This is a genomic window from Jiangella aurantiaca (assembly GCF_004349105.1).
Classification (GTDB): domain Bacteria; phylum Actinomycetota; class Actinomycetes; order Jiangellales; family Jiangellaceae; genus Jiangella; species Jiangella aurantiaca.
The window spans coordinates 78,553-104,803 of the sequence record NZ_SMLB01000004.1 but is presented as its reverse complement, the minus strand read 5'-3'; the positions used below and the strand labels follow the sequence as shown (position 1 = coordinate 104,803).

General features: G+C 74.4%; 20 protein-coding genes. 6 read left to right on the top strand and 14 right to left on the bottom strand.

Features of this window, described 5'->3' with window-relative positions; all coding sequences use genetic code 11:
* Positions 1–69 precede the first annotated feature (69 nt).
* On the top strand, positions 70–1,335 hold the full coding sequence (locus E1262_RS04320; protein WP_132101799.1) for a citrate synthase: 1,266 nt from the start codon (positions 70–72) through the stop codon (positions 1,333–1,335).
* Here E1262_RS04320 and E1262_RS04315 read toward each other — a convergent pair.
* Positions 1,324–1,686 carry a winged helix-turn-helix transcriptional regulator gene (locus E1262_RS04315; RefSeq protein ID WP_132101798.1) on the bottom strand — a complete coding sequence of 121 codons (363 nt, stop codon included), beginning with the start codon at positions 1,684–1,686 and terminating at the stop codon, positions 1,324–1,326. The two genes, E1262_RS04320 and E1262_RS04315, sit on opposite strands and share 12 nt — an antisense overlap.
* A gap of 88 nt (positions 1,687–1,774) precedes the next feature.
* On the opposite strand from E1262_RS04315, the gene E1262_RS04310 reads away from it, so the two are divergent.
* The 3 genes from E1262_RS04310 to E1262_RS04300 all read left to right on the top strand — a co-directional run bounded on the left by E1262_RS04310 (position 1,775) and on the right by E1262_RS04300 (position 3,590).
* A complete protein-coding gene (locus tag E1262_RS04310) occupies positions 1,775–2,884 on the top strand; it encodes an NAD(P)/FAD-dependent oxidoreductase (protein ID WP_132101797.1) in 1,110 nt (369 codons plus the stop codon).
* Positions 2,885–2,961: 77 nt separating this feature from the next.
* The gene (locus E1262_RS04305) at positions 2,962–3,195 is read left to right on the top strand and encodes a hypothetical protein (RefSeq protein ID WP_132101796.1); all 234 of its coding nucleotides are present in this window, start codon (positions 2,962–2,964) and stop codon (positions 3,193–3,195) included.
* Positions 3,192–3,590 (top strand): type II toxin-antitoxin system VapC family toxin, encoded by a 399-nt coding sequence (locus E1262_RS04300; RefSeq protein ID WP_132101795.1) that lies wholly within the window; start codon positions 3,192–3,194, stop codon positions 3,588–3,590. Before E1262_RS04305 ends, E1262_RS04300 begins: the two co-directional genes overlap by 4 nt.
* Positions 3,591–3,844: 254 nt before the next feature.
* On the opposite strand, the gene E1262_RS31975 is transcribed toward E1262_RS04300, so the two are convergent.
* The 12 genes from E1262_RS31975 to E1262_RS04240 all read right to left on the bottom strand — a co-directional run bounded on the left by E1262_RS31975 (position 3,845) and on the right by E1262_RS04240 (position 22,923).
* Positions 3,845–5,521: an ABC-F family ATP-binding cassette domain-containing protein gene (locus E1262_RS31975; RefSeq protein WP_132101794.1), complete on the bottom strand. Its 1,677-nt coding sequence runs from the start codon at positions 5,519–5,521 to the stop codon at positions 3,845–3,847.
* Between the two features lie 51 nt (positions 5,522–5,572).
* On the bottom strand, positions 5,573–5,992 hold the full coding sequence (locus E1262_RS04290; protein WP_132101793.1) for a response regulator: 420 nt from the start codon (positions 5,990–5,992) through the stop codon (positions 5,573–5,575).
* Positions 5,993–6,073: 81 nt separating this feature from the next.
* The gene (locus E1262_RS04285; RefSeq protein WP_132101792.1) at positions 6,074–6,790 is read right to left on the bottom strand and encodes a response regulator transcription factor; all 717 of its coding nucleotides are present in this window, start codon (positions 6,788–6,790) and stop codon (positions 6,074–6,076) included.
* Complete coding sequence (locus E1262_RS04280) at positions 6,787–8,814, bottom strand: sensor histidine kinase (protein ID WP_132101791.1); 2,028 nt, start codon at positions 8,812–8,814, stop codon at positions 6,787–6,789. The genes E1262_RS04285 and E1262_RS04280 overlap by 4 nt, the downstream gene beginning before the upstream one ends.
* The gene (locus E1262_RS04275) at positions 8,811–10,424 is read right to left on the bottom strand and encodes a GAF domain-containing sensor histidine kinase (protein ID WP_132101790.1); all 1,614 of its coding nucleotides are present in this window, start codon (positions 10,422–10,424) and stop codon (positions 8,811–8,813) included. The genes E1262_RS04280 and E1262_RS04275 overlap by 4 nt, the downstream gene beginning before the upstream one ends.
* A gap of 13 nt (positions 10,425–10,437) precedes the next feature.
* Positions 10,438–12,831 carry an ABC transporter permease gene (locus E1262_RS04270; protein ID WP_132101789.1) on the bottom strand — a complete coding sequence of 798 codons (2,394 nt, stop codon included), beginning with the start codon at positions 12,829–12,831 and terminating at the stop codon, positions 10,438–10,440.
* Positions 12,831–15,236, bottom strand: coding sequence for an ABC transporter permease (locus E1262_RS04265; protein ID WP_132101788.1), 2,406 nt, complete (start codon positions 15,234–15,236; stop codon positions 12,831–12,833). The genes E1262_RS04270 and E1262_RS04265 overlap by 1 nt, the downstream gene beginning before the upstream one ends.
* Positions 15,236–17,695 (bottom strand): FtsX-like permease family protein, encoded by a 2,460-nt coding sequence (locus E1262_RS04260; RefSeq protein WP_132101787.1) that lies wholly within the window; start codon positions 17,693–17,695, stop codon positions 15,236–15,238. The genes E1262_RS04265 and E1262_RS04260 overlap by 1 nt, the downstream gene beginning before the upstream one ends.
* The gene (locus E1262_RS04255; RefSeq protein ID WP_203453521.1) at positions 17,692–20,160 is read right to left on the bottom strand and encodes an ABC transporter permease; all 2,469 of its coding nucleotides are present in this window, start codon (positions 20,158–20,160) and stop codon (positions 17,692–17,694) included. The genes E1262_RS04260 and E1262_RS04255 overlap by 4 nt, the downstream gene beginning before the upstream one ends.
* On the bottom strand, positions 20,157–20,885 hold the full coding sequence (locus E1262_RS04250; RefSeq protein ID WP_132101786.1) for an ABC transporter ATP-binding protein: 729 nt from the start codon (positions 20,883–20,885) through the stop codon (positions 20,157–20,159). Before E1262_RS04250 ends, E1262_RS04255 begins: the two co-directional genes overlap by 4 nt.
* Entirely contained in the window at positions 20,882–22,231 is a 1,350-nt protein-coding gene (locus E1262_RS04245) for an adenylate/guanylate cyclase domain-containing protein (RefSeq protein ID WP_132101785.1), read from the bottom strand. The genes E1262_RS04250 and E1262_RS04245 overlap by 4 nt, the downstream gene beginning before the upstream one ends.
* A gap of 200 nt (positions 22,232–22,431) precedes the next feature.
* On the bottom strand, positions 22,432–22,923 hold the full coding sequence (locus E1262_RS04240; protein ID WP_132101784.1) for a hypothetical protein: 492 nt from the start codon (positions 22,921–22,923) through the stop codon (positions 22,432–22,434).
* Between the two features lie 144 nt (positions 22,924–23,067).
* Between E1262_RS04240 and E1262_RS04235 the strand changes: the two genes are divergently transcribed.
* On the top strand, positions 23,068–24,081 hold the full coding sequence (locus E1262_RS04235; RefSeq protein ID WP_132101783.1) for a cyclic nucleotide-binding domain-containing protein: 1,014 nt from the start codon (positions 23,068–23,070) through the stop codon (positions 24,079–24,081).
* Positions 24,078–24,908: an MBL fold metallo-hydrolase gene (locus E1262_RS04230; RefSeq protein WP_132101782.1), complete on the top strand. Its 831-nt coding sequence runs from the start codon at positions 24,078–24,080 to the stop codon at positions 24,906–24,908. The genes E1262_RS04235 and E1262_RS04230 overlap by 4 nt, the downstream gene beginning before the upstream one ends.
* An 11-nt stretch (positions 24,909–24,919) precedes the next feature.
* On the opposite strand, the gene E1262_RS04225 is transcribed toward E1262_RS04230, so the two are convergent.
* A complete protein-coding gene (locus E1262_RS04225; protein WP_203453520.1) occupies positions 24,920–26,170 on the bottom strand; it encodes an ATP-binding protein in 1,251 nt (416 codons plus the stop codon).
* Positions 26,171–26,251 lie beyond the last annotated feature (81 nt).

Here is a 26,251-nt window from a genome sequence, read left to right as displayed (position 1 = left end):
TGCTCAATGGTTGACGACCATCGTAGATATATTGATTTCGGTCAAGATCGGAGTCGAGGAGGCGGGACGATGGCTGACCAGCGGCGTCTCACGACGCGACAGGTCGCGGCCAGGCTCGGCGTCAAGCCCGAGACGGTGTACGCCTACGTGAGCCGTGGGCTGCTCGGCAGCCGCCGAGGCCCCGGCGGCCGGGCCAGCACGTTCGACCCCGACGAGGTGGAGCGGCTCGCCCACCGGCGCCGCGGCCGCCCCGGCGGCGGACCGGCCGCGGCCCGCGAGCAGGACGCCGCCGGCCCGGTGTACAGCGGCGTCACGCTGATCGAGGACGACCGCTACTACTACCGCGGCGTCGACCCGATCGAGCTGGCGCGGCGGGCCTCGTTCGAGGAGGTCGCCTGGTGGCTGTGGACCGCCGACCAGCGGCCGGGGCCGCCGTTCGCCGCCCCGCCCGACGGGCTGTCCGCGGCCCGGGCGGTCGGAGACGCGCTGCCGGCCCAGGCCGGACTGGTCGACCGGCTCCGGGTGGCCGCGGTCGCCGCGGCGGCGGCCGACCCGGTCCGGTTCGACCTGCGCCCCCGCACCGTGGCGGCGACGGCCCGCGGCCTCATCGCCACCTTCGTCGACGCACTCCCCCGCCGCGACGGCGCCCCGCCCAGCACCCAGTCCGGCGCCGTCGAGGGCTCGATCGCGGCCCGCCTGTGGCCGCGGCTGACCGCGCGCCCGGCCGACCCACACACCGTCACCGCCCTCGACACCGCGCTGGTCCTGCTCATCGACCACGGGCTGGCCGCGTCCACCGTCACCGCACGGGCGGCCGCGTCGGCGCGGGCGCATCCGTACGCCGTCGTCTCGGCGGCGCTGGGCGCCGTCGAAGGGCCGCTGCACGGCGCGGCGAGCGGGCTGGCGCACCGGATGCTCGCCGATGTGCTCGAGCGCGGCGCCGGGCCGGTCGTCGCCGAGCACCTGCGGGCCGGGCGGCGGCTGCCCGGACTGGGGCACCGGCTCTACCGGACCACCGACCCGCGGGCGCAGGTGCTGTTCGAGCGGCTCGCGGCGGTCCCCGAGGCCGCGCCCGTCCTGGCCGCCGCGCACGCCGTCACCGAGACCGCCGCGACCCACCTGCCACTGCCGGCGAACGTCGACCTCGCGCTCGCGACACTGTCCGTCGCGACGGAGATGCCGCCGGAGGCCGGTGAGACGATCTTCGCGGTGGCCCGGACCGCGGGCTGGATCGCGCACGCGCTCGAGGAGTACGAGGAGCGGGCGCTGCGGGTGCGGGTCACGGGGCGCTACGAGGGACCGCCACCGCCGGTCCCGCCGCCGTCACTGCGCTGACGGCTCCGGCGGGAGGTGCTCGACGGCCCAGGCGGAGATCTGGTCGAGCGCCGGCAGCAGCGCGCGGCCGCGCTCGGTGAGCTCGTAGGTGACGGAGACCGGCGGCCCCGCGTCGACCCGCCGGTGCACAAGCTGATGCCGCGTCAGCTCTGCCAGCCGGTCGGCGAGGACGGAGTCACTGAGCCCGTCGATTGCGCGGGACAGTTCGCGGAACCCGGCCGGGCCGAACCTCAGACTGCCCAGGACCAGCGCGTTCCAGCGCTTGCCGAGGATGACGAACGCCCGGGTGAGCGCTTCGTCGGCCCGCACACAGGTGTCCAGGTCGTGACTGGTGCGGACGTTCGCGGCCATAGGAGGAATACTAGCGCGAGCGATGTTGCTTCGAATTTCGAAGCTGCTACGAGACAGCTCGTAGCTTCGACTCTCCGAGGAGAATTCCGTGACCGAGACCCACGGCTCGCGCCCCTCCGTCGTCATCGTCGGCGGCGGGTTCGGCGGCATCAACGCCGCCAAGGCGCTCGACGAGGTGGCCGATGTGACCCTGGTCGACCCGTCCGACACGTTCCTGCACAACCTCGCGTCCTGGCGCGCGCTGGTCGAGCCGGAGTGGCTGGACCGCATCTTCCTGCCGTACGACCGGCTGCTCGCCCACGGCCGGTTCGTCCGCGACCGGGCCGTCGACGCCGACGGCACCGGCGTCACGCTGGCCTCCGGCGAACGGCTGGCCGCCGACTACGTCATCCTCGCGACCGGCTCCTCGTACCCCTTCCCGGCCAAGACCGACGAGCCCGACGTCGCCGTCGCGCGCGGACGGTTCCTGGAGGCGCACCACGCGCTTCGCGGGTCGGCCCGCGCTCTGGTGATCGGCGCGGGAGCGGCCGGCCTGGAGCTGGCCGGCGAGATCAAGACCGCCTACCCGGAGAAGGACGTCACGCTGGTCGACCTGGCCGACGACATCCTGCCCGGCCCGTACGACCAGGAGCTGCGCGAGGAGCTGCGCCGCCAGCTCGACAAGCTCGGCGTCCGCCTGGTCCTCGGCAGCCCGCTGCGGGCCCTGCCGGACGCCCCGGCCGCGACGGCGGCTCCGGTCACCGTCACCACGGAGGCCGGCGAGGAGCTGACCGCCGACATCTGGTTCCGCGCGTTCGGCGTCACCCCGGCGACGGGGTTCGTCACCGGCTCGCTGGCCGCGGCCCGCGACGCCCAGGGTTACCTGCGCGTCGACGACCAGCTGCGGGTCGTCGGGCACGAGAACGTGTATGCGATCGGCGACATCGCCGACGCCGACCGCAACATGGCGGCGACCGCCCGGCTGCAGGCGGAGCTCGTCGCGGCCAACCTGACCGCGCGGATCACGGACAACGGCGAGGTGGCCGACTACCAGAAGCTGCCGCCGCTGGTCGCCATCCCGCTCGGCCCCGAGGGCGGCGCCGGCCAGCTCCCCGGCGTCGACGGCGTTGCCGGACCCGAGGTGATCTCGCAGGTCAAGGGCAAGGCGATGCTCATGGAGGCATACGACGACCTGTTCAACGTCCAACCGGCCGCCTGACGCAATCGCTCCGGCCCGCCCGCCGCGGGCGGGCCGGAGCCTCGACGGGGTGCATGCATGTTGGTAGCATTGCATGCATGGAGACGAAGCCCATTCAGATCCGGGATGTTCCCGTCGACGCCCTCGACGTCATGCGCATGCGCGCCGCCGCCGAAGGGATGAGCCTCGCCGCATACCTCCGGCGCATGGTCATCGAGGCGGCCGCGCAACCCACCGTCGCCGAGGTGCTTGCACGTGCGGCCCAGCGCCCGGCCGCGGGGTTGACGATGGCTGACATCGTTGCGGCGACCCGCGCCGGGAGAGGTGAGTGAGCGCGCTCGTCGTCGACACCTCGCTGGTCCTCTACGCCTTGAGCGAGGCGCAGCATGACGACGTGCTGCGCAAGCGGTTGTCGGCCCCACGGGTCCTGCACGCGCCGCACCTCATCGACTTCGAGATCAGCAACGCTCTGCGCGGCCTCACACTGGGCGGCAAACTGACCGTGGCTCAGGCCGACGGCATCAGGGCCGACTTCGTCGAGTTGCGCATCGAGCGCTTCCCGGGCGCGATCTTGTCCGGACGAATGTGGGAGCTCCGCCACAACTACACCGCCTACGACGCCGCCTACATCGCGCTAGCCGAACTCCTCGCCTGTCCGCTGCTCACCGGCGACGCCAAGCTGCTGGGTGCCCACCACGCCGAGATCGAGCTCTATCCGACCCCGTAGCCGACCTTCACCGGGTGAGCGAATACGCCGTGACGTCCGTAGACGTGGTTCGAGGTGGGGTCGGCCAGGTCCGTGTAGCGATGCCACCGCTCGAACCGTCGTCGGCCGCGGTCGCGAAGGTGCCGCCGGACCTGTCACCGCGGACCCGGTCGACGGCTGTGAGCAGCACCGAGTGCAGCCGGCTCGCGCTCCCGCCAGGCGTGTGCCCGCTGCCGGAACTCGTCCCGCGTCGGCGGTGACGTCGACCCGCACCGTCAGCGCACCCGGGTGACGCGGCCCTCGTCCCAGACCGGCTCCGGTGACTCGTAGACCGAGCCGTTGGCGCCGAAGACCAGAAAGCGGTCGAAGTCGCGGGCGAACCAGCGGTCGTGGGTGACCGCGAGCACCGTCCCGTCGAAGGCCGCCAGCCCGTCCTGGAGGGCCTCGGCCGACACGAGGTCGAGGTTGTCGGTGGGCTCGTCGAGTAGCAGCAACGTGGCGCCGGACAGCTCCAGCAGCAGGATCTGCAGCCGCGCCTGCTGTCCGCCGGACAGCGACTCGAACCTCTGCTCGCCGGCGTGGGCGAGCTCGTAACGGTCCAGCGCCCGGCTGGCCTCCTCGCGGGGCATCCCGGCCCGGCGGCCGTCGCCGCGATGCAGGATCTCCAGCAGACTGCGGCCGATGAGCTCCGGGTGGTCGTGCGTCTGCGCGAACCAGCCGGGCCGCACCCGCGCGCCCAGCCGCGCGAGCCCCGTGTGTAGCACCGGCGCGATCGGCACGTCGTCGACGGGCTGGTGCTCGGGCTCCGGGTCGGACCCGCCGGCGGCCAGCAGCCGCAGGAAGTGCGACTTGCCGGAGCCGTTCGAACCGAGCACGGCGACCCGCTCGCCGTACCAGACCTCCAGGTCGAACGGCTTCATCAACCCGGTCATCTCCAGCGACTCACAGATGACGGCGCGCTTGCCGGTGCGCCCGCCGCGCAGCCGCATGCGGACGTTCTGCTCGCGCGGGATGGCCTGGGGCGGGCCGGCGTCCTCGAACTTCTGCAGCCGGGTCTGCGCGGCCTGGTACCGCGAGGCCAGGCCGTCGTTGTAGGCGGCCTTTTGCTTGTACATGAGCACCAGCGCCTTGAGCTTGGCGTGCTCCTCGTCCCAGCGCCGGCGCAGCTCCTCGAGCTTGGCGAACCGCTCGCGCCGTGCCTCGTGATAGCTGGCGAACCCACCTGGATGCACCCAGGCGGTGTTGCCGGCCGCGCCCAGCTCGACGGTGACGACGCGGGTGGCGGTGCGATCGAGCAGCTCGCGGTCGTGGCTGACATAGAGGACCGTCTTCGGCGACTCCACGATGCGGTCCTCGAGCCAGCGCTTGGCCGGGACGTCGAGGAAGTTGTCGGGCTCGTCCAGCAGCAGCACCTCGTCGGGACCACGCAGCAGCGCCTCGAGCACCAGCCGCTTCTGCTCGCCGCCGGACAGCGACGACACTTCGCGCCAGCGGCACCGCTCGAACGGGATGCCCAGCGCGGCCGTGGTGCACACGTCCCACAGCACCTCGGTCTCGTACCCGCCCGCGTCGGCCCACTCGCCCAGCGCGGCGGCGTACTTCATCTGGGTGGGCTCGTCGTCGCGGTCCATCATGGCCAGCTCGGCGGCGTCGACGGCGGCAGCGGCGGCCCGCACCCGCGGCGGCGCCACCGACAGCAGCAGGTCGCGGACGTCCTGCGCGCCGCGGGCCACGAACTGCCGCATGACGCCGACCCCGCCGCTGCGTGTCACCGCGCCGCCGTGCGGGGCGAGGTCGCCGGCGACGATGCGCAGCAGCGTCGTCTTGCCCGACCCGTTCGCACCGACCAGCGCGACCTTGGCGCCGTCGCCGACCCGGAACGAGATGTCGTCGAGCAGCACCCGCCCGTCGGGCAGCGTGAACGAGACGGCGTTGAGGTCGACGTGGCCCATGCGCTCAGTCTCGCCCGCGCCGGCCGCGCCGGTCGAGAGGTTTTCACCGGGTCAGAAGCCGGGCGGCTGCTCCCCCGCCATGACGGCGACCAGCACGTCAGGCGCGAGGTCCTCCTTGTGGACGTACGCCCGCGCGCCGCTGGTCCGGGCGTCCTGCGGCAGGTCCGACGCCGGGTACGTCGACATCAGCAGCACGACGGTGTCAGGCGCGGCCGCGACGAGCCGGCGCGTCGCCTCGAGGCCGGAGATGCCGGGCAGGTTGATGTCCATCAGGACGAGCCCGGGCCGCAGCGCCGCCGCCTGCGTGACCGCGTTTTCGCCGCTGGTGGCTTCGCCGGCCACCCGGAACCCGGGCGTGGCGCCGACCACGAACCGCGCGACGGACAGGTAGGTCTCCTGGTCGTCGACCACGAGGACGTCGACGACGGCGGGCGGAGCCTCGGCGTGGGGGGTGTGCGCACTACCGGCCATGCAACCAGCATCGCCCTCCCACGATCTCCGCGGCCACCCGGACACCACCAGTCCCGGAGGGGTGCCAGCACCCCCAGCCCGTCAGCGCAGCGAGGCGAGGTACAGCAGGACGGCGGTGACCCTGCGGTGCACGTCGGGCTCGGCGGTGAGGCCGAGCTTGGCGAACAGCGCGTTGATGTGTTTCTCGACGGCGCGTTCGGTCAGCACCAGGGCTGCGGCCACCCCGGCGTTGCTCTTGCCCTGCGCGATCTGCTCGAGCACCTCCAGCTCGCGCTTCGTCAGCCCGGCGAGCGGGTCGCCGGCCGGACGGGTGCCGGCGACCAGAACCTCGACGACGCGCGGGTCGACGACGCTGCCGCCGCGGGCCACCTCGCGGACCGCGGCGGCCAGCTGGTCGGGCTCGCTGACCCGCTCCTTGAGCAGGTAGGCGCGCCGCTGCGAGCCGCCGGAGAGCAGCTCCAGCGCGTACGCGGGCGCGGCGTACTGCGACAGCACGACGACGCCGGTCTCGGGCGCGGTCTGCCGCAGCCGGGTGGCGGCGCGGATGCCCTCGTCGCTGGACGTGGGCGGCATCCGGATGTCGGTGACGACGACGTCGGGCCGGTGTTCGTCGACGGCGGCGAGCAGGCCGTCGAGGTCGCCGGCCACGCCGACGACCTCGATGTCGGGGAACAGGCCGAGCACGCGCTGGACGCCCTCGCGCACCAGCAGGGCGTCGTCGGCGACGACGACGCGGACCCGGGTGCCTGTGGTCACGGGTGGGAGCGTACCGGTTGCGGCCACCGAGGACGGGGTCATACCGGCAGCGTCCCGTGCACGACGGTGCCCCGGCCCGGTCCGCTCTCGACGGTCAGCCGGCCACCGAGCGCGCCGAGGCGGTCGCGCATGTTCACGAACCCGTGGCTCTCGCCCGTGGCCGCGGGGTCGAAGCCGGCACCGTCGTCGCACACCTCGAACTCCAGCCCGCCGTCCGCCGCCTCTGCGACGCGCACCGTCACCGACGCCCCCACGCCCGCGTGCTTCCCGGCGTTCTGCATGGCCTCGAGGCAGCAGAAGTAGACGGCTGCCTCGGCGCCGGGCTCGAACCGGCGCTCGGTGGCGACGTCGACGGTGGTCGGGCGGGCGGCGCGCCCGGCGGCCGAGCGCAGCGCCTCGCCCAGCCCGTGCTCGCGCAGCAGCGGCGGGTAGATGCCGTGCGCCAGGTCGCGAAGCTCGGTCAGCGTCTCATGCACGTCGGTGCGCAGCTCGTCCAGCAGCACGGCGGTGCCTCCGGACGCCAGCCGGCGGGCCAGGCCCAGCTTCACCTCCAGCGCCACCAGGCGCTGCTGCGCGCCGTCGTGCAGGTTGCGCTCGATCTCCCGGCGCGACGCGTCGGCCGCGGAGACGATGCGCGCACGCGACTCGCGCACCTCGACCAGCTGCAGCGCGACGGCGGCCCGCAGCCCGGCGTTGTCCAGCTCGGGGCGGGCCGCGGCGACGACGGCGTGCAGCAGCTCCCGCGGCGTGCCGGGCGCTCCGCCGATGCTGGCGATCGGCTGGTCCGGTCCGGACAGCCGGACGTCGTCGTCGCCCGCGACCGTTGGCCGCCCGTCGCCCGTGACCCACTCGCCGCGACCCTCCACCCAGTAGGCCACTCGCAGGTCCGGGTCGCCGAGCGCACGGCGGAGCACGTCGTCGATGGTCACGTCCGGCGCCGGGTCGTGGACGTGCTCGCGGACCATGCGCACGGCCTCGAACCGGCGCCGGTTGAATCGGCGGTCGACGGCGTCCTGCAGCCGGCGGCGCGCCGCACCGGCCACGCTCACCGCGGCGAGGGTGGCGACGACGGCGGACAGCTGCGACTCGCCCACCGCGGCTCCGGCGGCGACCACCACGACGACGTAGACGGCGGCCAGGACGGCGCTGAGCAGCGCGTATGTCAGTGCGCGGCTGAGGATCCGGTCGACGTCGAACAGGTGGTACCGCGTGATCGCCAGCCCCGTCGCCACCGGCAGCAGGATGAGGAAGAGCCCACCGACCACGTCGAGGACGGCCTGGTAGTCCAGGTAGGACGTCACGAACGCCGCCGCCACCAGCACCGGGATCAGCACAGCGGCCGGCGCCAGCCAGAGCAGCTGCCGGCGCTCCCGGCCGGCGGCCCGGCGGAAGCGCACCAGCAGCGACAGCGCACCGACCAGCACGCCGAGACCGGTGGCGATCCCCGCGGCGACACGGACCGCGTCGAGCTCGTCAGCCACGCCGGTCAGCGGCACCGGGGTCTCGATCTCGGCCAGGGGCGGGTCGAGGTTCGCCTTCGTGACGAACGCGGAGCCGATGGCGACCACTCCGCTGATCACCGTCGCCCACGCCAGCCGGCCCCACGCCGGCGAGAGCGGCCGGCCGTCCGGCGTCAGGTGGAACACCAGCGCGATGGCGACGAACCACAGCAGGTACGCGGAGTCGGCCACCACTGCGACCACTGCCGCGAACGGCAGGCTTCCCGGCCGGGCGACCGCGCCATAGGCGGCATAGCCGGTCATGGCCGGGCCGACGGCCTGAAGCGCGCCAAGGAGGAGGAAGAGCCATCCGACCGGGTGCCGAGGCCGGCGGATCGTCAGGGCGGACCCGACCACCAGTGCGCTGAGCATCGCCAGGACGTACATGAAGCCTTCGGTCAGGCCCTGGGTCAGGTCCGGGCGGCCGGCGTCGCTCACCAGTTCGTCGGTGACCAGCACCAGCGCGATGCAGGCCAGCACCAGCAGCCACACCGTCGCGACGGCCGCGCCGATGAATCGGCGGGACGTGATCGGGTCCAGCCGCGGCCGAGTCAGCCGCCCGCTCATGGCCGGCCCGCCTCCGCGGCCCGTTCGCGCGGTGCCAGAGCGGCCGTCGGCAGCGTCCCTCGGACGGAGGCGCCCGCGCCGGGCGCGCTGTCGACCGTCAGCTCGCCGCCGAACGCGCCGAGGCGGTCGCGCATGTTGACGAAGCCGTGGCTCTCGCCGGTGGTCGTGGGGTCGAAGCCGGCGCCGTCATCTGCGACCTCGAACTCCAGGCCGCCGGCCGCAGAGCCGTTCACCCGGACCGTCACCGACGCGCCCGGGCCGGCGTGCTTGGCGGCGTTCTGCATCGCTTCGAGGCAGCAGAAGTACACCGCCGCCTCGGCCTCCGGCGGATACCGCAGGTCGGTCGCCGGCTCCACGCGGGTGGGCACGGCGGCCCGGTTCGCGGCATTGCGCAGCGCCTCGCCGAGGCCGTGCTCGCGCAGCAGCGGCGGGTAGATGCCGTGCGCCAGCTCGCGCAGTTCCGTCAGCGTCTCCTGGACGTCGGTGCGCAGCTCGTCCAGCAGGGCCGCCGCGTCGCCGGTCGCCAGCCTGCGGGCCAGCCCGAGCTTCACCGCAAGCGCGACGAGCCGCTGCTGCGCGCCGTCGTGCAGGTTCCGCTCGATCTGCCGCCGCGACGCGTCGGCCGCGGAGACGATGCGGGCCCGCGACGCCTGCAGCTCGGCGTTGCGGCGGCGCAGCTCCTCCAGCGAGGCCTGCAGCGCGGAGTCGAGACGGACGTTGTGCAGCGCCAGGCCGACCTGCCGGGCGAGGTCGGTCAGCACGCGGTCATCGTCGTCGCTGAACGGACGGTCTTCCGTGGAGCGCACCACCACGAGCAGCCCGAGCAGCCGGCCCAGGTGCGTCACCGACGCGACCCGTACCGACCGCCGTCCCGGCTCGCCGGCGCCGGCCAGAACCGACGGCAACCACATCGCCGCCCACGCGTTGCCGGAGACCCGCGCCCGGCTGACGGCGGCCAGCTCGGCCCCGGCGAGGGCCAGCCGGCCGCGGCCGCGCTCCGGCACCGAGACCGTCCGTTCCAGTACGCCGTCCTCGCCTGTCCACACCTCCGCGCCGAGCGGTCCGAGGGTCGAGCGGAGCGTCTCGGCCAGCTGCAGCAGCAGCTCGTCCATCGGGACGGCGCGGGTCATCCGCGACCCGAACGTCTCCAGCGCCGAGGACGCCGGCCGCTGCGGCCGGCCGGCCCACTGCTCGGCCAGCTCGCGCAGCCGGACGCGCACCGGCTCGGCCAGCAGGACCGCCGTCAGCGCGGCCAGCATCGAGAACGCCAACACGCCCTGCCCGTCCTCGTCGACCTCGCTGCCCAGCCCGATCACCACGACCAGGTAGACGGCCAGCACCGTGAGCACCAGCCCGCAGAACACGAACGACGGGCCGGCGACGGCGCCCGCGCGGCGACGCAGCCGGGGCACGGCGGCCGCCGTCACGGCGACCGGGACCGCGGCCAGCCCGAGCAGCGCCCACGGCAGCAGCTCCCCCGGCACGTCGATCAGCGTGCGCAGCGCCCACACCGTGAGGGCGACAGTGCCCGCGACCAGGGACGCCCATCCGGCCCACAGCGCCACGTCGCGCCGGTTCCGAGCCCGGGCCGCGGCGAGTGTCGCGTTCATGCCGGCCACCTCCTCATTCCGCTCTCAAGGCCTGCCAAACGGGGAACGACCCCGCCCGCCGGGCCGGCCACACTGCCAGCGCGACGGCGGCCAGCAGCGCCACGGGGACCACGACGACCAGCGCCGGCAGCACCGGTGGCGGCACGTAGTGCGTCACCGTCGCGTCGGTGACGTAGCGCCACAGCCAGCGGCCGGCCGCGACGCCGAGCGGCGCGCCGATCGCCAGCCCGGCCAGCACGATGACCACCGCCTGGGTGACGACCGCGGCACGGCACTGCCGGCCGGTCAGCCCGGCGGCGCGCAGCACAGCGAGGTCGTGCCGCCGCCGGCGGACCGCCACGGCCAGCGCGTGCCCGACGGCGGCCAGGGCGAGCACGGCGAGGAACACTGAAAGGTAGAGCGGGATCGCGCGTATCACGCGTAGCTCCACCGAGTGGTCGCGCTGCAGCGCCGGCGTCACCGCCTGGTCCGCTGCGACCGTCGACACGGCCCGGTCCAGCCGCTCGGCCACGGCCGCCGGGTCGGCGCCGTCGCGCAGCGCGATGTGGGCGACGTGGAAGGCGGGGGCGTCGAACAGCGCGTCGAACCCGGCCGCGCTGACCCAGGCACCGTCGACGTTGTAGTTCTCCGGCCCCTCCGGCAGGAAGGCAAGCCCGGTGACCGTGAATCGATGTGACGCCCGGGTCCCGGTCAGCTCGACAGTGTCACCCACGCGGACCGACAGCAGCTCGGCCACGTACGGGCCCAGCGCGACCTCGTCGGCGGCGGCCGGCATCCGCCCCTCGTCCACGATGACCGGCAGCGGCGTGGCCACCGGCTGGAAGGAGTAGACCATCGGGTTGGTCGCGCCGGCCTGCGCCACCGCCGACCGGCTGTCGTTGACGGCGGCGACCTCCGGGTCGGCCGCGAGCAACGACAGGACCCGCGCGGCCGTGCCGTCGCCGGCGGCGTCCAGCGGAGCCTCCAGCGCGTGCACCTGGCCGTACCGGGCGGGGGTGGTCTGGGCGTCGTTGACGCCGGCCGCCAGGGTGAGTGCGGCCACCGTGCCCGCGACCCCGGCGACGGCGCCGGTCAGCGCCGGCCGGACGGGCACGGCCCGCCGGCCGCGTCCCGGCTCCAGTGCCAGCCGCGTGCCGAGCACCACGGCCAGCGACGGCATGGTGCGGTTGACCGCGTCCGCGACCGGCGAGCGGCGTGGCGAGCCGGCCACCCGGTCCGCTCGCAACGTGGCGACGGCTGCGAGCGCCGCACCCGCCGCCACCGAGGCCACCACGGCGCACCACCCGCCAGCGAGCACCGGCCAGTCCGCTTCGATGCCGGGCGTCGGCTCGCGGTGCGCCGCCGTCCCGACCGGGAACCACGCCGACGCGAGCACGGCCGCGCCGGCTCCGGCCGTGACCCCGGCCACGCCGGCGAGCACCGGGCCCGTCGCCGCCGCTGCCACCTGCTGCCGCGGCGTGAGCCCCAGCGCGCCGAGCACCCGCAGCTCGGTCACGGACGCCGCGGCGTAGCGGGCGATCGCCTGGCCCACCAGGAACACGGCGGCGGCCGTGGCGGCGACGGCGAAGCCGTTGACGGCCGTCGTCTCGATGTCGATGATTCCCTGGACGAAGACGGACGCCGCGGCATGGTTCCACATCGTGAGGTCGGTCCGGCCGGTGTACTCGGCCAGCGCGTCCTTGAAGGCCGCGTAGCCGCTGCCGCCGTCGTCCAGCCGGACCAGCCCTCTCGTGTCGCCCGGATCGCGCAGCAGGTTCGGCGCGTACGCCGTGAAGAAGGCGGCCGCGGGGACCAGCCAGCCCGGCGCGCCCTCCGTATCGGTGAGCAGCGCCGAGCGCACCACACCGACGATGCGGATCCGCACCGATGGCCCGTCCGCCGGTGGGAGGCCGGCCCCGTCCGCCGAGCTACCGCCACGCCAGTCGACTATCGCGGCGGCCAGCGTTTCGGGTCGGTAGAGGCGCACCGTGACGGTGTCGCCGACGCCGCGGCCGTACGTCCGGACGAACCGCGGCGTCACGATCGCCTCGTCGAGCCGCCCAGGGTCGGCGAGCCGGCCCTCGAAGACCACCGGGCGTTCCACCGTCCTCAGGACGTCCAGGTCGGCCGGTACTGGACCCTCCACCGGCACGCCGTCCAGCTCGTAACTGGCGAACGCCACCTCGCCGACGGCCGCGACGCCCGGCAGCGCGCGGACCGCGTCCCAGTCGAACCCCGGGTCGCCGGGCAACACCTCCGCCGTGGCCGGCAGCGTGCTGTGCTCCAGACGCTCGACGGCGCTCTCGCCGCGCCGGGCGCCGGCCACCGCCGTCAGCACGGCCGCGGTCGCGAACGCCACCAGCAGCGCCAGCACCAGCAGTGAACGCCACCGCCGCCGCAACTCCAGCCGCAGCCACGCCCCCGTCATCACTCAGCCCTCAGGACGGAACCGACCCGCATCGACGCGGCCCGGTGCGACGGCCACGCCGCCAGCAGGTTCGCCGCCACCAGCGCCGCCGGCACGACCAGCGCGAGCGCGGTGGCGGCCACCGGCGGCACGTAGAACAGCGGCGTGGTCTCGGCGACGTACCGCCACACCACGCGCCCGAGCGCGACGCCCAGCGGGACGCCGGCCACCAGACCGGCCAGGGCCAGGACCGACGCCTGCGTCGCCACGACGGCCCGTGATTGCGGCCGGGTCATCCCGACGGCCCGCAGCACGGCCATCTCGTGCCGGCGCCGCCGCACCGCGGTCGCCAGCGCGTGCCCGACGGCGCCCAGCGCGAGCACCGCGAGGAAAGCGGCGAGGATGACCGGCAGCTCACGTATGGACGCCAGCTCGGCCACCGGCGACGGCGGCTCCACCGGCTCCGGCGCGACGTTCTCGCCGCCCGGTACCGTGGCCGCCGCCTCGGCGAGCTCCTGACCGATGTCGTCGAGCGTCACCCCGGGTTCCAGGTCGACGAAGCCGGCGTGGAAGCGGAAGCCGTCGAACAGCCCGTCGTAGGTCGCCGCCGTGACGAGTCCGCCGTCGGTGTAGCGGTTGTGCGAAAGCTCCGGCATCAGCCCGACGCCGACCACGGTCAGGCCGTCCTGGCCCGCGGTCCCCGTGAGCTCGATCGTGTCGCCGACGCCGGCGTCGAGCTGACGTGCGGAGTCCGGGCCGAGCATGATCTCGCCGGCCGCCTCCGGCCGCCGGCCCTCGGTGACGACGACGTCCAGAGGCTCGCCGACAGGGTCGGAGGTGAGGACGGCGAGCGGCCGGGCGCCGGTCTCGGCCACGGCGGATCGGGTGTCGTTGACGCCACGAACCCCGTCGACGCCGGCCACCGCCGTGAACAGCTCCCGCGCTGCCGGCAGGACGTCCTCGCCGTCCTGGCCGTCGAGGCCGACGTACAGGGTGAGGTCGTGGACGACGCCGAGCCGCTCCGGATGGGCGGCGACGTCGTCGACGCCGTCGGAGAACGTGAACGCCGCGATGACGCCGAGCACGCCGAACACCGCGCCGGCCAGCGCCGGCCGTACCGGCAGGGCGCGCCGGCCGCGGCCGGGCTCCAGCGCGAACCGGGCGCCTACGACCGCGGCGACCGGCAGCCCGGCCCGCGCCGCGGCGGTGGCGACGACGGATCGGCGGCCCGGAGCGGCGCTGTCGGCGGCGCGCAACGCCGCCGCGGCGGACAGGACGGCGCCCAGCGTCACCAGCGCCGGGGTGAGGACCAGCCCGGCACCGAGCACGACCGAGTCGGCGTCGAACCCGGGATCCGGCTCGGCCGGTGCCGCCGCGCCGATGGGGAACCAGCGCGACGCCACGACGGCGCCGGCGACCGCGAGCAGCGCACCGGCGGTCGCGGCCAGCGCGGGACCGGTCACCGCGACGCGCAGCGCCTGGCCAGGGGTCAGCCCGAGCGCCTGGAGCACCCGCAGGTCGTTCACCGTCGCGGCGGTGTTCCGGGCCACCGCCTGGCCCACCAGGACCACCGCCGCGGCGGCCGCGACCAGGGCGAACACCCGCAACCCGGCCGCCTCGAACGCGGTGAGGTCGCGCTGGCGGGCGTGGATGACCTCGCCCAGGTCCCAGACGTCGATGTCGGACCGGCCGGTGGCGGCGGCGAGCTCGCCGGCGAACCGCTCGGTCGCTCCCGGTCCGGGCGCCAGCCGCACCAGCGCGTTGCTGCGGGCGGTGTTCTGGGCGCCGTAGAAGCTCTCCGGGTACGCGGCCAGCACGGCCGGCGACAGCACCACTCCGCCCGCGCCGTCGGGAGCATCGCTGAACCACGGCGAGCGGACCACGCCGACGATCGTCACGTCCAGCCGCGGCCCGGTCGCCACTTCGGGCTCGGCCTGCTCGAGGTGGTAGAGGTCGACGGCCTCCGGCGAGAGCAGCCGCACATCGATGGAGTCGCCGACGCCGCTGCCCTGGGCGTCCGGCCAGGCCGCGGTGACGACCGCCTCGTCGAGGCGATCGGGATCGGGCAGCCGGCCGTCGAGCACGACCGGCCGCTCGATGTCGCGCAACGCGGCCTCGTCCATGACCCATGTGTCCGGGTCGCCGGTGGAGCCGGCGACCTCGACCTGTCCGAGCGGCCACACCGCCAGCGCCTCGACCGAGGGCAGCCGGCGCACCGGGTCCCAGTCGAAGCCGGCGCTGTTCGGCAGCACCACGGCCGTCGCCGGCAGCGTCCGTTGCACCAGGCGGTCGACGGCGGTCTCCCCGCGGCGGGCGCCCGCGAGCGCCGTCATCACGGTCGCCGCGGCCACGGCCACCAGCAGCGCCAGCACCAGCAGCGAGCGCCACCGCCGGCGCAGGTCCACCCGCAGCCACGCCGCCGTCATCACTCGGCCCTCAGCACGTGTCCGACCCGCATGGTGGCCGCACGCCGCGACGGCCAGAGTGCGAGCAGCCCGGCCGTGAGCAGCGAGAGCAGCGCCACGAGGGCCACCTCACGCCACACCGCCGGCGGCAGGTAGTGCGCTTGCATGGCGTGCGCGACCGAACGCCAGACGGTGCGTCCCAGGGCGATGCCGAGCGGAACGCCGAAGGCCAGCCCGACGAGCGCCAGGACGACTGACTGCGTCGTCACCGCGACCCGGGACTGCCTGGGCGTCATGCCCAGCGCGCGCAGCACCGCCACTTCCCGCCGACGGCGCCGGACCGCCGTCACCACCGCGTGGCCGACGGCTCCGGCGGCCAGCGCAGCCACGAAACCGCCGAGGGCGATGGGTACCGAACGCATGAGCCGCAGCTCCGCGGGGCTGTCGAACTCGAATGGACGGACTCCGTAGGACTGGTCAGGGGCCGCCTCGGCCAGCCGAGGAATGATCGTCTCCGGCTCGACGCCGGGCTCCAGGCCGATCTCGGCGTACTCGTACAGGAACGCGCCATCGAACAGGGCCTCGTATGCCGCGGCCGAGACGAGCGCCGCCCGCCCGAATCCGGGACCGAGGACGCCGATGCCGACGACGGTCAGGTCGGCCTCGCCCGCGGTCCCGGCGAGCGGGAGGGCGTCGCCCATGCGCAGGCTCAAGGCATCGGCCGCGCTGCGCGAGATCAGGACCTCGTCCGCGCCGGCCGGCATGCGGCCGGCGGCGACGAGGTATCCCAACGGCTCACCGACCGGGCTGAACGAGAGCACGGTGAGCTGGGCACCGCCGGCCTCGCCCAGCTGGCCGCGGATGCCGTTGACCCCGCGGACGCCCGGCACCTCGGCGAGCGCCGGGAACACGTCGTCCGCCGGCGCGAAGGCGCCGCGGTCGAAGCCGACCCAAGCCTCCACCTGGTGGACGACGCCGAACCGGGCCGGGTTCTCCGCCGCATCCCGGGCGGCTGCGGCGAACGTCAGCGCCGCCAGCACGCCGGTCACCCCGACCACGGCCCCGACGAGCGCCGGCCGGACCGGGCCGGCGGTCCTCGCCGTGCCGGGCTCCAGAGCGAACCGGGTGCCCAGGACCAGCGCCATCGGCAGCCCCGCACGCGAGGCGGCGCGGGTGACGCCGGAGGTGCGCGTCCGCGCCGGACGCCGCGCCGACCATCCCGCCGCGACCACACCAGCCGCCGCGATGGTGACCAGCAGCGGGAACCCGAGCAGTCCGGGGAGCAGCACCACCGCGTCGACGTCGAACCCCGGCGCCGGCTCGTGGAACAAGGCGGAGCCGACCGGGAACCATCGCGATGCCACCACGGCGCCGGCGACGCCGAGCACGGTCCCCGCCGCCGCCGCGATCGCCGGGCCGGCCGCCGCGGCGCGGGCGACTTGGCCGGGGGTCATGCCGACGGCCGAGAGCACGCGCAGGCCGGCTCGTGCCGCGATGACGTGACGGCTGATCGCCCCGCCGATCAGGAAGGCGGCGGCCACCGTCGCCGTGCCGGCGAGGACGTACAACGCGGTGGCTTCGAACCTGAGGGTGTCGCCGACGGCGCGGGCCGGGCCGGCCAGGTCGTGCACCGTGATGTCGGCCCGCCCGGTGACCCGTGCCAGGCCGGCCCGGAAGGCCGGAATCGCGTCCTCGCCGCCGGCCAGCCGGACCAGGGCGCTGACGGCCGCGAGGCCCCGCGTGCCGAGGAGGTTCGGCCGGTACGCCGCGTACAGGCCGGCCGAGGGCACCAGGACGCCGGGGCTGTCGAGCTCGTCGCCGAACAGCGGCGACCGGACGACACCGACGATCGTGGCGCTGACGACCGGGCCGGCCGCCGGCGCGCCGGAGTCCGGCTCCAGACCGGCCTCGACCGCGGCCGCCTGCTGCGGGTACGTCAGCAGCCACACGTCGCCGCCCAGCAGGCCGATCCGCACGCCGCCCGGCACCTGCCCGGTGTCCACCTGCTCCGGCGAATAGAGCCCGAGCGCGACGGTGTCGCCGACACCCTTGTCATAGGTGCGGGTGAACGCCGGGGTCACCACCACCTGGTCGGCTCGGGCCGGGTCGGCCAACCGGCCCTCGAGTACGACCGGACGCTCCAGCGCGCGCATGGTGCCGGTGTCGGCCGGCGGCAGCATGAACGAGCCGGGTGCGGGCCGGCCGTCGATCTCATAGCCGGTGTGGGCGACCAGCCCAAGGGCCTCGACCTCGGGGAGCTCACGGACCGGCGTCCAGTCGAAGCCGGGCGTGACCGGCGCGACCAGCAGCGTGGCCGGCGCGGTGGCGTCCTGCAGCCGGTCCATGGCACTGGCGCCGCGTCTGGCGCCGGCCACCGCCGTCAGCACCGTCGCCGTCGCCAGAGCCACCAGCAACGCCAGTACGAGCAGCGAGCGCCAGCGGCGGCGGAGGTCCAGCCGCAGCCAGGCCGCGGTCATCATTCGGCCCTCAGCACGGAACCGACCCGCATCGACGCGGCCCGGTGCGACGGCCAGGCGGCCAGCAGGTTCGCGGCGACGAGCGCCAGCGGCACCACCAGGAGCAGCGCGAGCGCGGCGATCGGCGCGACGTAGAGCAGCGGCGTCGTCTCCGCGACGTAGCGCCACACAGTGCGGCCCAGCGCCAGGCCCAGCGGCACGCCGGCCGCCAGCCCGATCAGCGCCAGCAGGCTCGCCTGCGTCACCACGAGGCCGCGGGACTGCCAGCGGGTCATCCCGAGCGCCCGTAGCACCGCCACCTCGTGCCGGCGCCGGCGGACGGCGGTGGCCAGCGCGTGGCCAACGGCGCCGAGCGCCAGCACGGCCAGGAACCCGGCCAGGAGCACCGGCAGCGTGCGCACCTGCCGGATCTCCGCCAGCCGGCTGGGCTCCGGTGCCGGGTAGAGCATGTTCGCCGGGTCGAGCTCTGCCGGGTCCATCCCGGCCGCCTCGGCGGCGGCCGCGACGACCGGCGTCACGGCGGTGACGAGCCGGCCGGTCACCTCGGCCGGATCGCTTCCGGGCCGCAGCGCGACCATCACCATGTGGTACTTGAACGCCGGCGAGACCGGGCTGTCGGCGTCGAACAGCGTGTCGTAGCCGTCCGCAGTGACCCACCCGCCGGAGACATAGTTGTTGTGCGCGCCCTCCGGCACGAACGCCAGGCCGGTGACCGTCATCTCACGGACGCCGGCCGTGCCGGTGACGGACACGACGTCGCCCACCGACACGCCCATCGCCGCGGCGCTGTCCGGAGCCAGCGCCACCTCGGCTGGATCCTCCGGTGGCCGCCCCTCCGTCAGCACCGGCTGCAGGGGCGCGCCGACCGGGTCCAGCGTGAACAGGGTCACCGGCCGGTGGTCCAGCTCGGCCACCGCGACACGGGTGTCGTTCACGGCGACGACGTCCGGCTCGGCGGCCAGCACGCGCAGCACGTCGGGCGCCGGGACCATGTCCTCGCCCTCCAGGCCGAGGTAGCCCTCGATCTGATGCACCTGCCCGAAGCGCGACGGGTTCGCGACGGCGTCGTCGACACCGTCGGAGAACGTGAACGTCGCGACCACGCCCAGGACGCCCACGACCGCACCCACCAGTGCCGGCCGCACGGGGACGGCCTGCCGGCCGCGCCCCGGCTCGAGCGCGAACCGGGTGCCGACCACCACCGGCACCGGCGCGCCCAGCCGCCGCGCCACCGCGGCCAGCGCCGACGGCCGGCTGCGTGCCGACCGCGCAGACCGCAGCGCAAGCCGGGCCGCGGTGACGGCGCCCAGCGCCGCGAGCACGGACGTGAGCACGCCGACCACCAGGACGACTGGCAGGTCGACGTCGAACCCCGGCGCCGGCTCGAACAGCGCGGCCGTGCCGATCGGGAACCAGCGCGACGCCACGACGGACGCCGCGGCCCCGGCCATCGCCCCGGCGACGGCCGCGGCCACCGGTGCGGCGGCCGCGGCCAGGGCGGACTGTCCCACCGTCATACCGACCGCACGCAGCACCTGCAGGTCCGCGGCCGACGACGCCGCGTACCGAGCCACCGCCTGGCCGACAAGGAAGACCGCCGCCGCGCCCGCGGCGACGGCGAACACCGTCAGCGCCTCGGCCTCGAAGTCGGCCACGTCGGCTGCGTGCCGGCCCTCCCCGGCCAGGTCCATGAAGTCGATGTCGCTGCGCCCGCTGACCTCCTCCAGGCCGGCCTTGAACGCCGGGAGGTCCGCCTCGCCGCCGCGCAGCCGGACCAGCGCGTTGGCGATGCCCTGTCCCGAGGCGCCGAACAGGTTCGGCCCGTACCGCGCGGCCAGGCCTGGCGACGGGGACAGCCCGCCCTCGGCGTCGCCGAGCTTGTCACTGAACCACGGCGAGCGGATCACACCCACGATCCGGGCGTCGACGACCGGGCCGTCGGGCTCTGGCGGCGACATGGCGCCGCTGGCGAGAAGGTCCTGGGTCTCCGGAGCGAACAGCCGCAGCGTGACGCTGTCTCCGACGCCGAGGCCGCGGGTCTCCTCGAAGTTCGGGCTGATCGCGACCTCGTCGGCGCGAGTGGGATCCGGGAGCCGGCCCTCCAGTACCACGGGGCGCTCGATGGTGCGGAACACCTCGTCGTCGCCCGGTGGGAACGCCAGGGCGAAGGAGTCCGGCGGCACGCCGTCGACCACGTACGAGGCGGTGAGCACGAAGGTCGTCAGTGCCTCGACCTCGGGCAGCGCGCGGACGGCGTCCCAGTCGAAGCCCGGCTGGTTCGGCAGGACGGCGATGTCGGCCGGGAGCGTCCGGTCCATGAGCCGGTCGACGGCGGTGGCGCCGCGGCGGGCGCCGGCCAGCGCCGTCATGACGGTGCCGGCGGCCAGCGCCACCAGCAGCGCCATCACCAGCAGCGAGCGCCACCGGCGCCGGGTGTCCAGGAGCAGCCAGGCGCGGACAGCGGTCACGGAGCGCGCTCCTCCGCCACCGCTGTGGTGGCCGCCGGGCCGATCCGGACGCCGTCGTCGCCGTCGATGCGACCATCACGCATCCGCACCACGCGCGACGCGCCGGCGGCGACGTCGGCGGAGTGGGTGACCATGAGGATGGTCTGGCCGTCGCCGTGCAGCCGGCGGAACAGCTCCAGGATCTCCGCGCCGCCCTCGCTGTCCAGAGCGCCGGTCGGCTCGTCGGCCAGCAGCACGGCCGGCTCGTTGACCAGCGCGCGGGCGATCGCCAGCCGCTGCCGCTGCCCGCCGGAGAGCACCGACGGCAGCTGCTCGGTGCGGTCGCCGAGGCCCAGCAGGTCGAGCAGGTCGCGGGCGCGCGACTCGGCGGCCCGGCGGCGCAGCCCGCCCAGGATCGCCGGCAGCGCGATGTTGTCCAGCGCAGAGACGCCCTCGAGCAGGTTGAAGAACTGGAACACTATGCCCACGTGGTGCCGGCGGAACCGGGCCAGCCAGTTCTCGTCGCGGCCGCTCACCACGAGGTCGTCGACGACCACCTCGCCCTCGTCGGCCTGGTCGAGCCCGGCGAAGATGTTCAGCAGGGTCGACTTGCCACAGCCGGACGGTCCCATCAGCGCGACGAACTCGCCGCGGTCCACCCGCAGGTCGACGCCGCGCAGTGCACGGACGGGCGCCAGCTCCGCCTCGAACGTCCGGCGGACCCCCTGAGCCAGCAGTGCGGTCATCGGCTGTACTCCTTCACCTCGTCGTGCGCGGCCGCGGGCGCGACCACCCGGCACGCCGTCACGGCAGCGTCGCGGCCCTTGACCCGCACGGGGTCCAGCCGCTGGAACGTCCACGCCGGCGCGGCCCCCGCGGTGGCCTCGCTGGCCACCGTCGTGCCGGCCGGGCGGGCGAGGTCCTGCAGGCGTTGCGCCAGGTTCACGGTGTCGCCGACCAGCGTGTACTCCAGCCGCTCGTCGCTGCCGAGCAGCGCGGCGGCCACCTCGCCGGTGGACAGGCCGATGCCCATGCCGAACGGTTCCAGCCCCTCGGCCGCCCACTCGGCGTCGACGACGGCCTGCCGCCGGTGCATGTCGAGGGCGGCCCGCAGCGCCCGCTCGGCGTGGTCCGGCTGCGGGAACGGTGCTCCGAAGACCGCCATCACGGCGTCGCCCACATACTGCATCACGGTGCCCCCTTGGTCGAGGATGGCACCGTTCATGGCCCGGCGGTGGGCATTCAGCTGACGCGCCAGCGTCGACGGGTCGGACCGCTCGGCGATGCCGGAGTAGCCGCGCACGTCAGACATCAGCACGGTGACGATCAGCCGCTCGGTGCGCGCGACCGCGCCGGGGTCGTCGCGCAGCTTGTTCGCCAGCCCGGACGGCAGCAGCCGGGTGAGCGTCTCGCCCTGCTCCTCGCGCTCCAGGATCGCGGTGTGCAGCTTGCGCAGCCGCTCCAACGCCCCGCGCACGCCGGAGCTGGCGTCGCGGGCGAGATGCAGGAACAGCTCCTCGACGGCGTGGTCGACCGCTTCGGGCGTGCTCTGCAGTGTGGCGGCGATGGCCTTGACGGCCCGCCCCTCGGCCACCATGGTGAGCAGCCGTTCCTCGTCGGCGGACAGCCCGGCGCCACTCCGCGCCGGTGTCACGAGGGCCTGGACGATCTCAGGGTCGAGCATGGAACCCCCCGCCGCGACCTCGCGGACCGCCCGGGCGAGCCGGTCGCCGTCCGCCACCCGCTCCTTGAGCAGGTATGCGTACCCGGCCGCCCCCTGGGCCAGCAGTGCGACCGCGTACTCCGGGTCGTCGTACTGCGAGAGCACGACGATCCCCGTCCCGGGCAGGCGCTTGCGGACCTCCTTGGCCCCCTCGATCCCCTCGTCGGCGAACCGCGGCGGCATCCGGATGTCGGTGACGACGACCTGCGGCCGGTGCTCGTCGGCTCGAGCCACGAGGCTGTCGTAGTCCTCGGCCATCGCGACGACGTCGATGTCACCGGCGACGCGCAGCAACGCCCGAACGCCCTCGCGGACGAGCAGGTTGTCGTCTGCGAGGAGCACTGTGATGCGCGCGCCGGTCGAGGTCATGCGGATATGACACTCCTACCGGCGCATTTGCACCAGTGCTGCAGCCACCCGAATGCGCGGGGTGCCAGCATCCCCATCCGGGGCACATCACGACGTTTTCTGGAGCCTCACCGACGACTGCAATCGTGTCGAGGCTCGGGTGATCCTGGTGATGTACGCGATCGTTGATGATCACAGCTCACGGACCCCGGCCGCCGCCGCTACGTCATGCGGCCGGGACCGCCGAAGGTGGCCAGGCCGACGACCCAGCCGGTGAACAACCCGTAGGCAGCACCCGCCGCGGCCGCCTGGAACGCGCCCAGCGTCGACGGGTCGCTCATGAAGATCGCCGCCAGCAGACCGGCGCCGGCGCCGGCGAAGATGTACGCAGACCAGCCGGTGAGCAGCTGGGCGGCGCCACTGCGCTCTCGCGAGAGGCGCGGGCCCGTGAGCAGGGCCAGGAACACCGCGGTCAGGACGATCACGAGAATCGCGCGCAGTGCGATAGCGACGATGTCCCGGACCGGAAGGTCGGCGTCGAAGTCCCATGACGGCCAGGTGAGGAGGGTGAGGAACCAGTCGAGGGCACCTGTCCCGTTCGCGTTGTCACGGGCCCAGTCGCCATACGGCGGACTGCCGAACACGAGGACCAGAACGAGCGCCGCGATCACGCCGGCGGCGGTCGTCGCCCGATACCGCGTCAAGACTCCCATATCGGGAGGAATACCCCGCGCGATCACGGTCACACCGGGCGTGCCAGCACCCCTCCGGACCGGCCTGCCTGCACCCTGCCCCGCGCCTCGGGCGCTTCCTACCGTGGTGACCAGGCTCGACACGTCCGTCCGAGGGGGCACACCATGACCACCCGAATCGAGGCCACCGCCACCACGCTGTCGTGGATCCCGTCCGAGGCCGTCACGGGACTCACCAAGGCCGCCTTCGAGACCGGCTTCACCCACTACGACCCGCCGCCGCCCGACGTCGTCGGGGACCTCGACCAGCTGCGTGCCGACGACCGGTTCCGGTACGCGAACCTGCTGACCGGCTGGGCCGAGGTCGAGGACGGGCGGATCGTCCGGGCCGGCTACGGCGACGCGTCCGGCGTGCTGATGGGGTCGACGACGGTGCGCGTCGGCCGGCTGGGCGCCACGTTCGCCGCGGTCGCGCTGCCGGTGCTGCGCCACGAGCCGGAGTTCCGGCCCGACGGCAGCGTGCGGCTGACGCAGACCTGCGGCGGCCGGACCGCGCTGCCGGCACCGCGCGCCGTCCCGCACCCGCCGTACGTCAAGCTGCAGGCGCCGCTGGTGTGGACGACGCTCACTCTGACGCTGTACCCGGACGGCCGCTCCGAGCCGGGCCTGCCGGGCGCCAGCACGTTCCCGCGCCACTGGGTCTACGACGACGCCGGCGCGCTGGTGCTGAAGTCCGGCCTGACCGACTACTCGGCCTGGGCGGCGCACTCGTTCGGCGCCCGCACGCCGTGGGGCGACGAGGACTCGCCGGCGCTGACCGTCGAGGTGGAGAGCGCGACCGAGCGCGTGCTGTCGCGCATGCTGATGAGCGGGGAGCAGAAGCCGGTCATCCGCACGCTGGCCGCCGACGAGATGCTGACGCTGCAGGGCGAGCCCGGCGACGATCTCTACCTGCTGCTCGACGGGGTGCTGCGAGTCGAGGTGGACGGGCGCCGGCTGGCTGAGATCGGGCCCGGCGCGGTGCTGGGCGAGCGCGCCGTCCTGGAGGGCGGACGACGCACCTCGACGCTCATGGCCGTCACGCCGATCCGCGTCGCGGTCTGCTCCGGCGCCGCGATCGACCGGGGCAAGCTGGCCGAGCTCGCCGAGCGGCACCGTGCGGAGGACGTGCCGGCGTGAGGATCACCCTGCACGGTGTCCGGGGCTCGACGCCCGCGCCCGGTGCCGCGTTCGTGCGCACCGGCGGGCACACGTCGTGCGTCACGGTCACCGTGCGGGGTGAGCCGGACCCGCGGCTGGTGCTCGACGCCGGCACCGGGCTCACGAACCTGACGACGATGCTGGGCGGCGCGCCGTACCGCGGCGACCTGGTGCTGAGCCACCTGCACTGGGACCACGTGCAGGGGCTGCCGTTCTTCCGTTCCGGCGACGTCGACGGCGCGGAGGTGCGGCTGTGGCTGCCTGCGCAGGACGGCGCCGCGCCGGACGTACCGGGGTCGGCAGCCGCGCTGCTGCGCCGGGCGATGTCGCCGCCGCACTTCCCGATCGGACCCGACGGGCTGGCCGGGCGGTGGCGGTTCGAGGCCCGCGACGCCGGCTGGGCGGAGGCGGGTGGGGCGCGGGTCCAGCTGGCCGACATCCCGCACAAGGGCGGCCGCACGTTCGGCATCAGGGTGACGGCCGACGGCGCCTCGTTCGCCTACCTGCCCGACCACGCCGCCGGCGCCGGCGACGGCCCCGCCGCCGACCTCGTCCGCGGCGTCGACCTCCTGCTGCACGACGCGCAGTTCTCCGACGCCGAGCGCTACTGGGCCGAGGCGTACGGCCACTCGACCATCGGCGACGCGATCGCGCTGGCCGCGCGGGCGCGGGTGGGCCGGCTGGTGCTCATCCACCACGCCCCCACGCGTTCGGACGACGACGTGGACGAGCTGGCCGCGAAGCACGCCGCGGCCGCCCCGCTCCCCGTCACCGTCGGCCGCGAGGGCGACGTGCTGGAGCTGTGAGCTGCTGTCGGTCACGGACCGAGCAGAGCCGCGGGGATGACGGCGATGCCGTCCGGGCGCCGATACGCCGCCTTCCCCGTGGTGATGACACCGGCGTCGAGTAGATCGTCCTGCAGCTGCTCACGCAACCAGCGCAGGTGCGTGATGTCCTTGTCGTCGACGGACGGTGAGAGTTTGACCTCGAATGCCACGACGCGTCCGTCGTCTCGAGCGACGATCAGATCGACCTCACGGTCGCCACGTGCGGTGCGCAGGTGATGGACGTCCGCCCGCGATCTCTGCGCATAGACCCGAACGCTCAACGTCACGAGTGATTCGAAGAGCGCACCGAGAAGCGGCCCGTCGCGGCGGACCGGCGGACCCGCCGACGGCTGATCGAGCAGCGCCGATGCGCCGACGCCCAGTAGACGCGCAGCCAGCGCCGGATCGGCAAGGTGGTGCTTGGGCGCCTGGCTCAGCCGAGTGAAATGGTTACGCGTCGGCAGCCAGCCCGGGACCGGCTCGAGGAGCCAGAGCTGGGCGAGAACGTCTCGGTAGGCGATCGTGGTCGTCTTGGCGGGTTGCTCACCGTCGCCGGCGGTGGCCGCTTGGAGGATGACGTTGTAGGAGGCCGTGCTCGCTGTCGCGGCCGCATACGCCTGGAGCCAGGCTCGCAAGGTGGCCGGGCGACGAACGACGTGTCCCTGCTCGGGGAAGTCCCGCCTGACGATCTCCGCCAGGTAGCCGTCGAGGGCGTCCCTGCGGTGCGGTTCATCCAGGGTACGGATCGCGGGGAACCCGGATCGGACGACCTCGTCGGTGTAGGCGGCCAGGTCCAGCCGGCTCTCCCCAGCGATCTCGGGGCGACGGCCGGTCAGGAGGGCGGCCAGGCTGACCGTCGGTGTTGTCACTTGGCGCTCGCACAATGACATGGGCCGCATGCGGAGCCGCACGATGCGACCAGCGCCGGAATGGGTCGGCGCGTCCACCGGGCTGGCGCTCCCGGTCAGAACGAACCGGCCGGCTGACGGGTTGCGGTCGACACTTCGCCTGACCAGGTCCCACACCCGGGGGTACCGCTGCCATTCGTCGACCAGCACTGGGGGCGGCAGCCGATCGAGCCGGCCACGATCGGCGTCGAGGAGCGCCATCTCGTCGTCATCGTCGAGAGCGATCAGTGAGGTGGCTCGACGCGACGCGGTGGCCGTCTTGCCTACGGCCTTCGGACCCTCGATGCTGAGCGCGGGAAGTCCGGCCAGCATGTCATCGAGTTCGACATCCACGATCCGCGGGATGTATCGCACCCAGCCACAACCGTTCTTCGCGCTCAAACGCTACCGTTTTACGGTTTCAAACGCTACCGT

Coding starts and splice junctions, on each gene's coding strand:
- E1262_RS04235 (WP_132101783.1), top strand. CDS start 23,068: ATGACCACCCGAATCGAGGCCACCGCCACCACGCTGTCGTGGATCCCG.
- E1262_RS04275 (WP_132101790.1), bottom strand. CDS start 10,424: ATGAACGCGACACTCGCCGCGGCCCGGGCTCGGAACCGGCGCGACGTG.
- E1262_RS04280 (WP_132101791.1), bottom strand. CDS start 8,814: ATGAGCGGGCGGCTGACTCGGCCGCGGCTGGACCCGATCACGTCCCGC.
- E1262_RS04320 (WP_132101799.1), top strand. CDS start 70: ATGGCTGACCAGCGGCGTCTCACGACGCGACAGGTCGCGGCCAGGCTC.
- E1262_RS04305 (WP_132101796.1), top strand. CDS start 2,962: ATGGAGACGAAGCCCATTCAGATCCGGGATGTTCCCGTCGACGCCCTC.
- E1262_RS04270 (WP_132101789.1), bottom strand. CDS start 12,831: ATGACGGGGGCGTGGCTGCGGCTGGAGTTGCGGCGGCGGTGGCGTTCA.
- E1262_RS04250 (WP_132101786.1), bottom strand. CDS start 20,885: ATGACCGCACTGCTGGCTCAGGGGGTCCGCCGGACGTTCGAGGCGGAG.
- E1262_RS04290 (WP_132101793.1), bottom strand. CDS start 5,992: ATGGCCGGTAGTGCGCACACCCCCCACGCCGAGGCTCCGCCCGCCGTC.
- E1262_RS04265 (WP_132101788.1), bottom strand. CDS start 15,236: ATGACGGCGGCGTGGCTGCGGGTGGACCTGCGCCGGCGGTGGCGCTCG.
- E1262_RS04285 (WP_132101792.1), bottom strand. CDS start 6,790: ATGACCCCGTCCTCGGTGGCCGCAACCGGTACGCTCCCACCCGTGACC.
- E1262_RS04260 (WP_132101787.1), bottom strand. CDS start 17,695: ATGATGACCGCGGCCTGGCTGCGGCTGGACCTCCGCCGCCGCTGGCGC.
- E1262_RS04240 (WP_132101784.1), bottom strand. CDS start 22,923: ATGGGAGTCTTGACGCGGTATCGGGCGACGACCGCCGCCGGCGTGATC.
- E1262_RS31975 (WP_132101794.1), bottom strand. CDS start 5,521: ATGGGCCACGTCGACCTCAACGCCGTCTCGTTCACGCTGCCCGACGGG.
- E1262_RS04245 (WP_132101785.1), bottom strand. CDS start 22,231: ATGACCTCGACCGGCGCGCGCATCACAGTGCTCCTCGCAGACGACAAC.
- E1262_RS04315 (WP_132101798.1), bottom strand. CDS start 1,686: ATGGCCGCGAACGTCCGCACCAGTCACGACCTGGACACCTGTGTGCGG.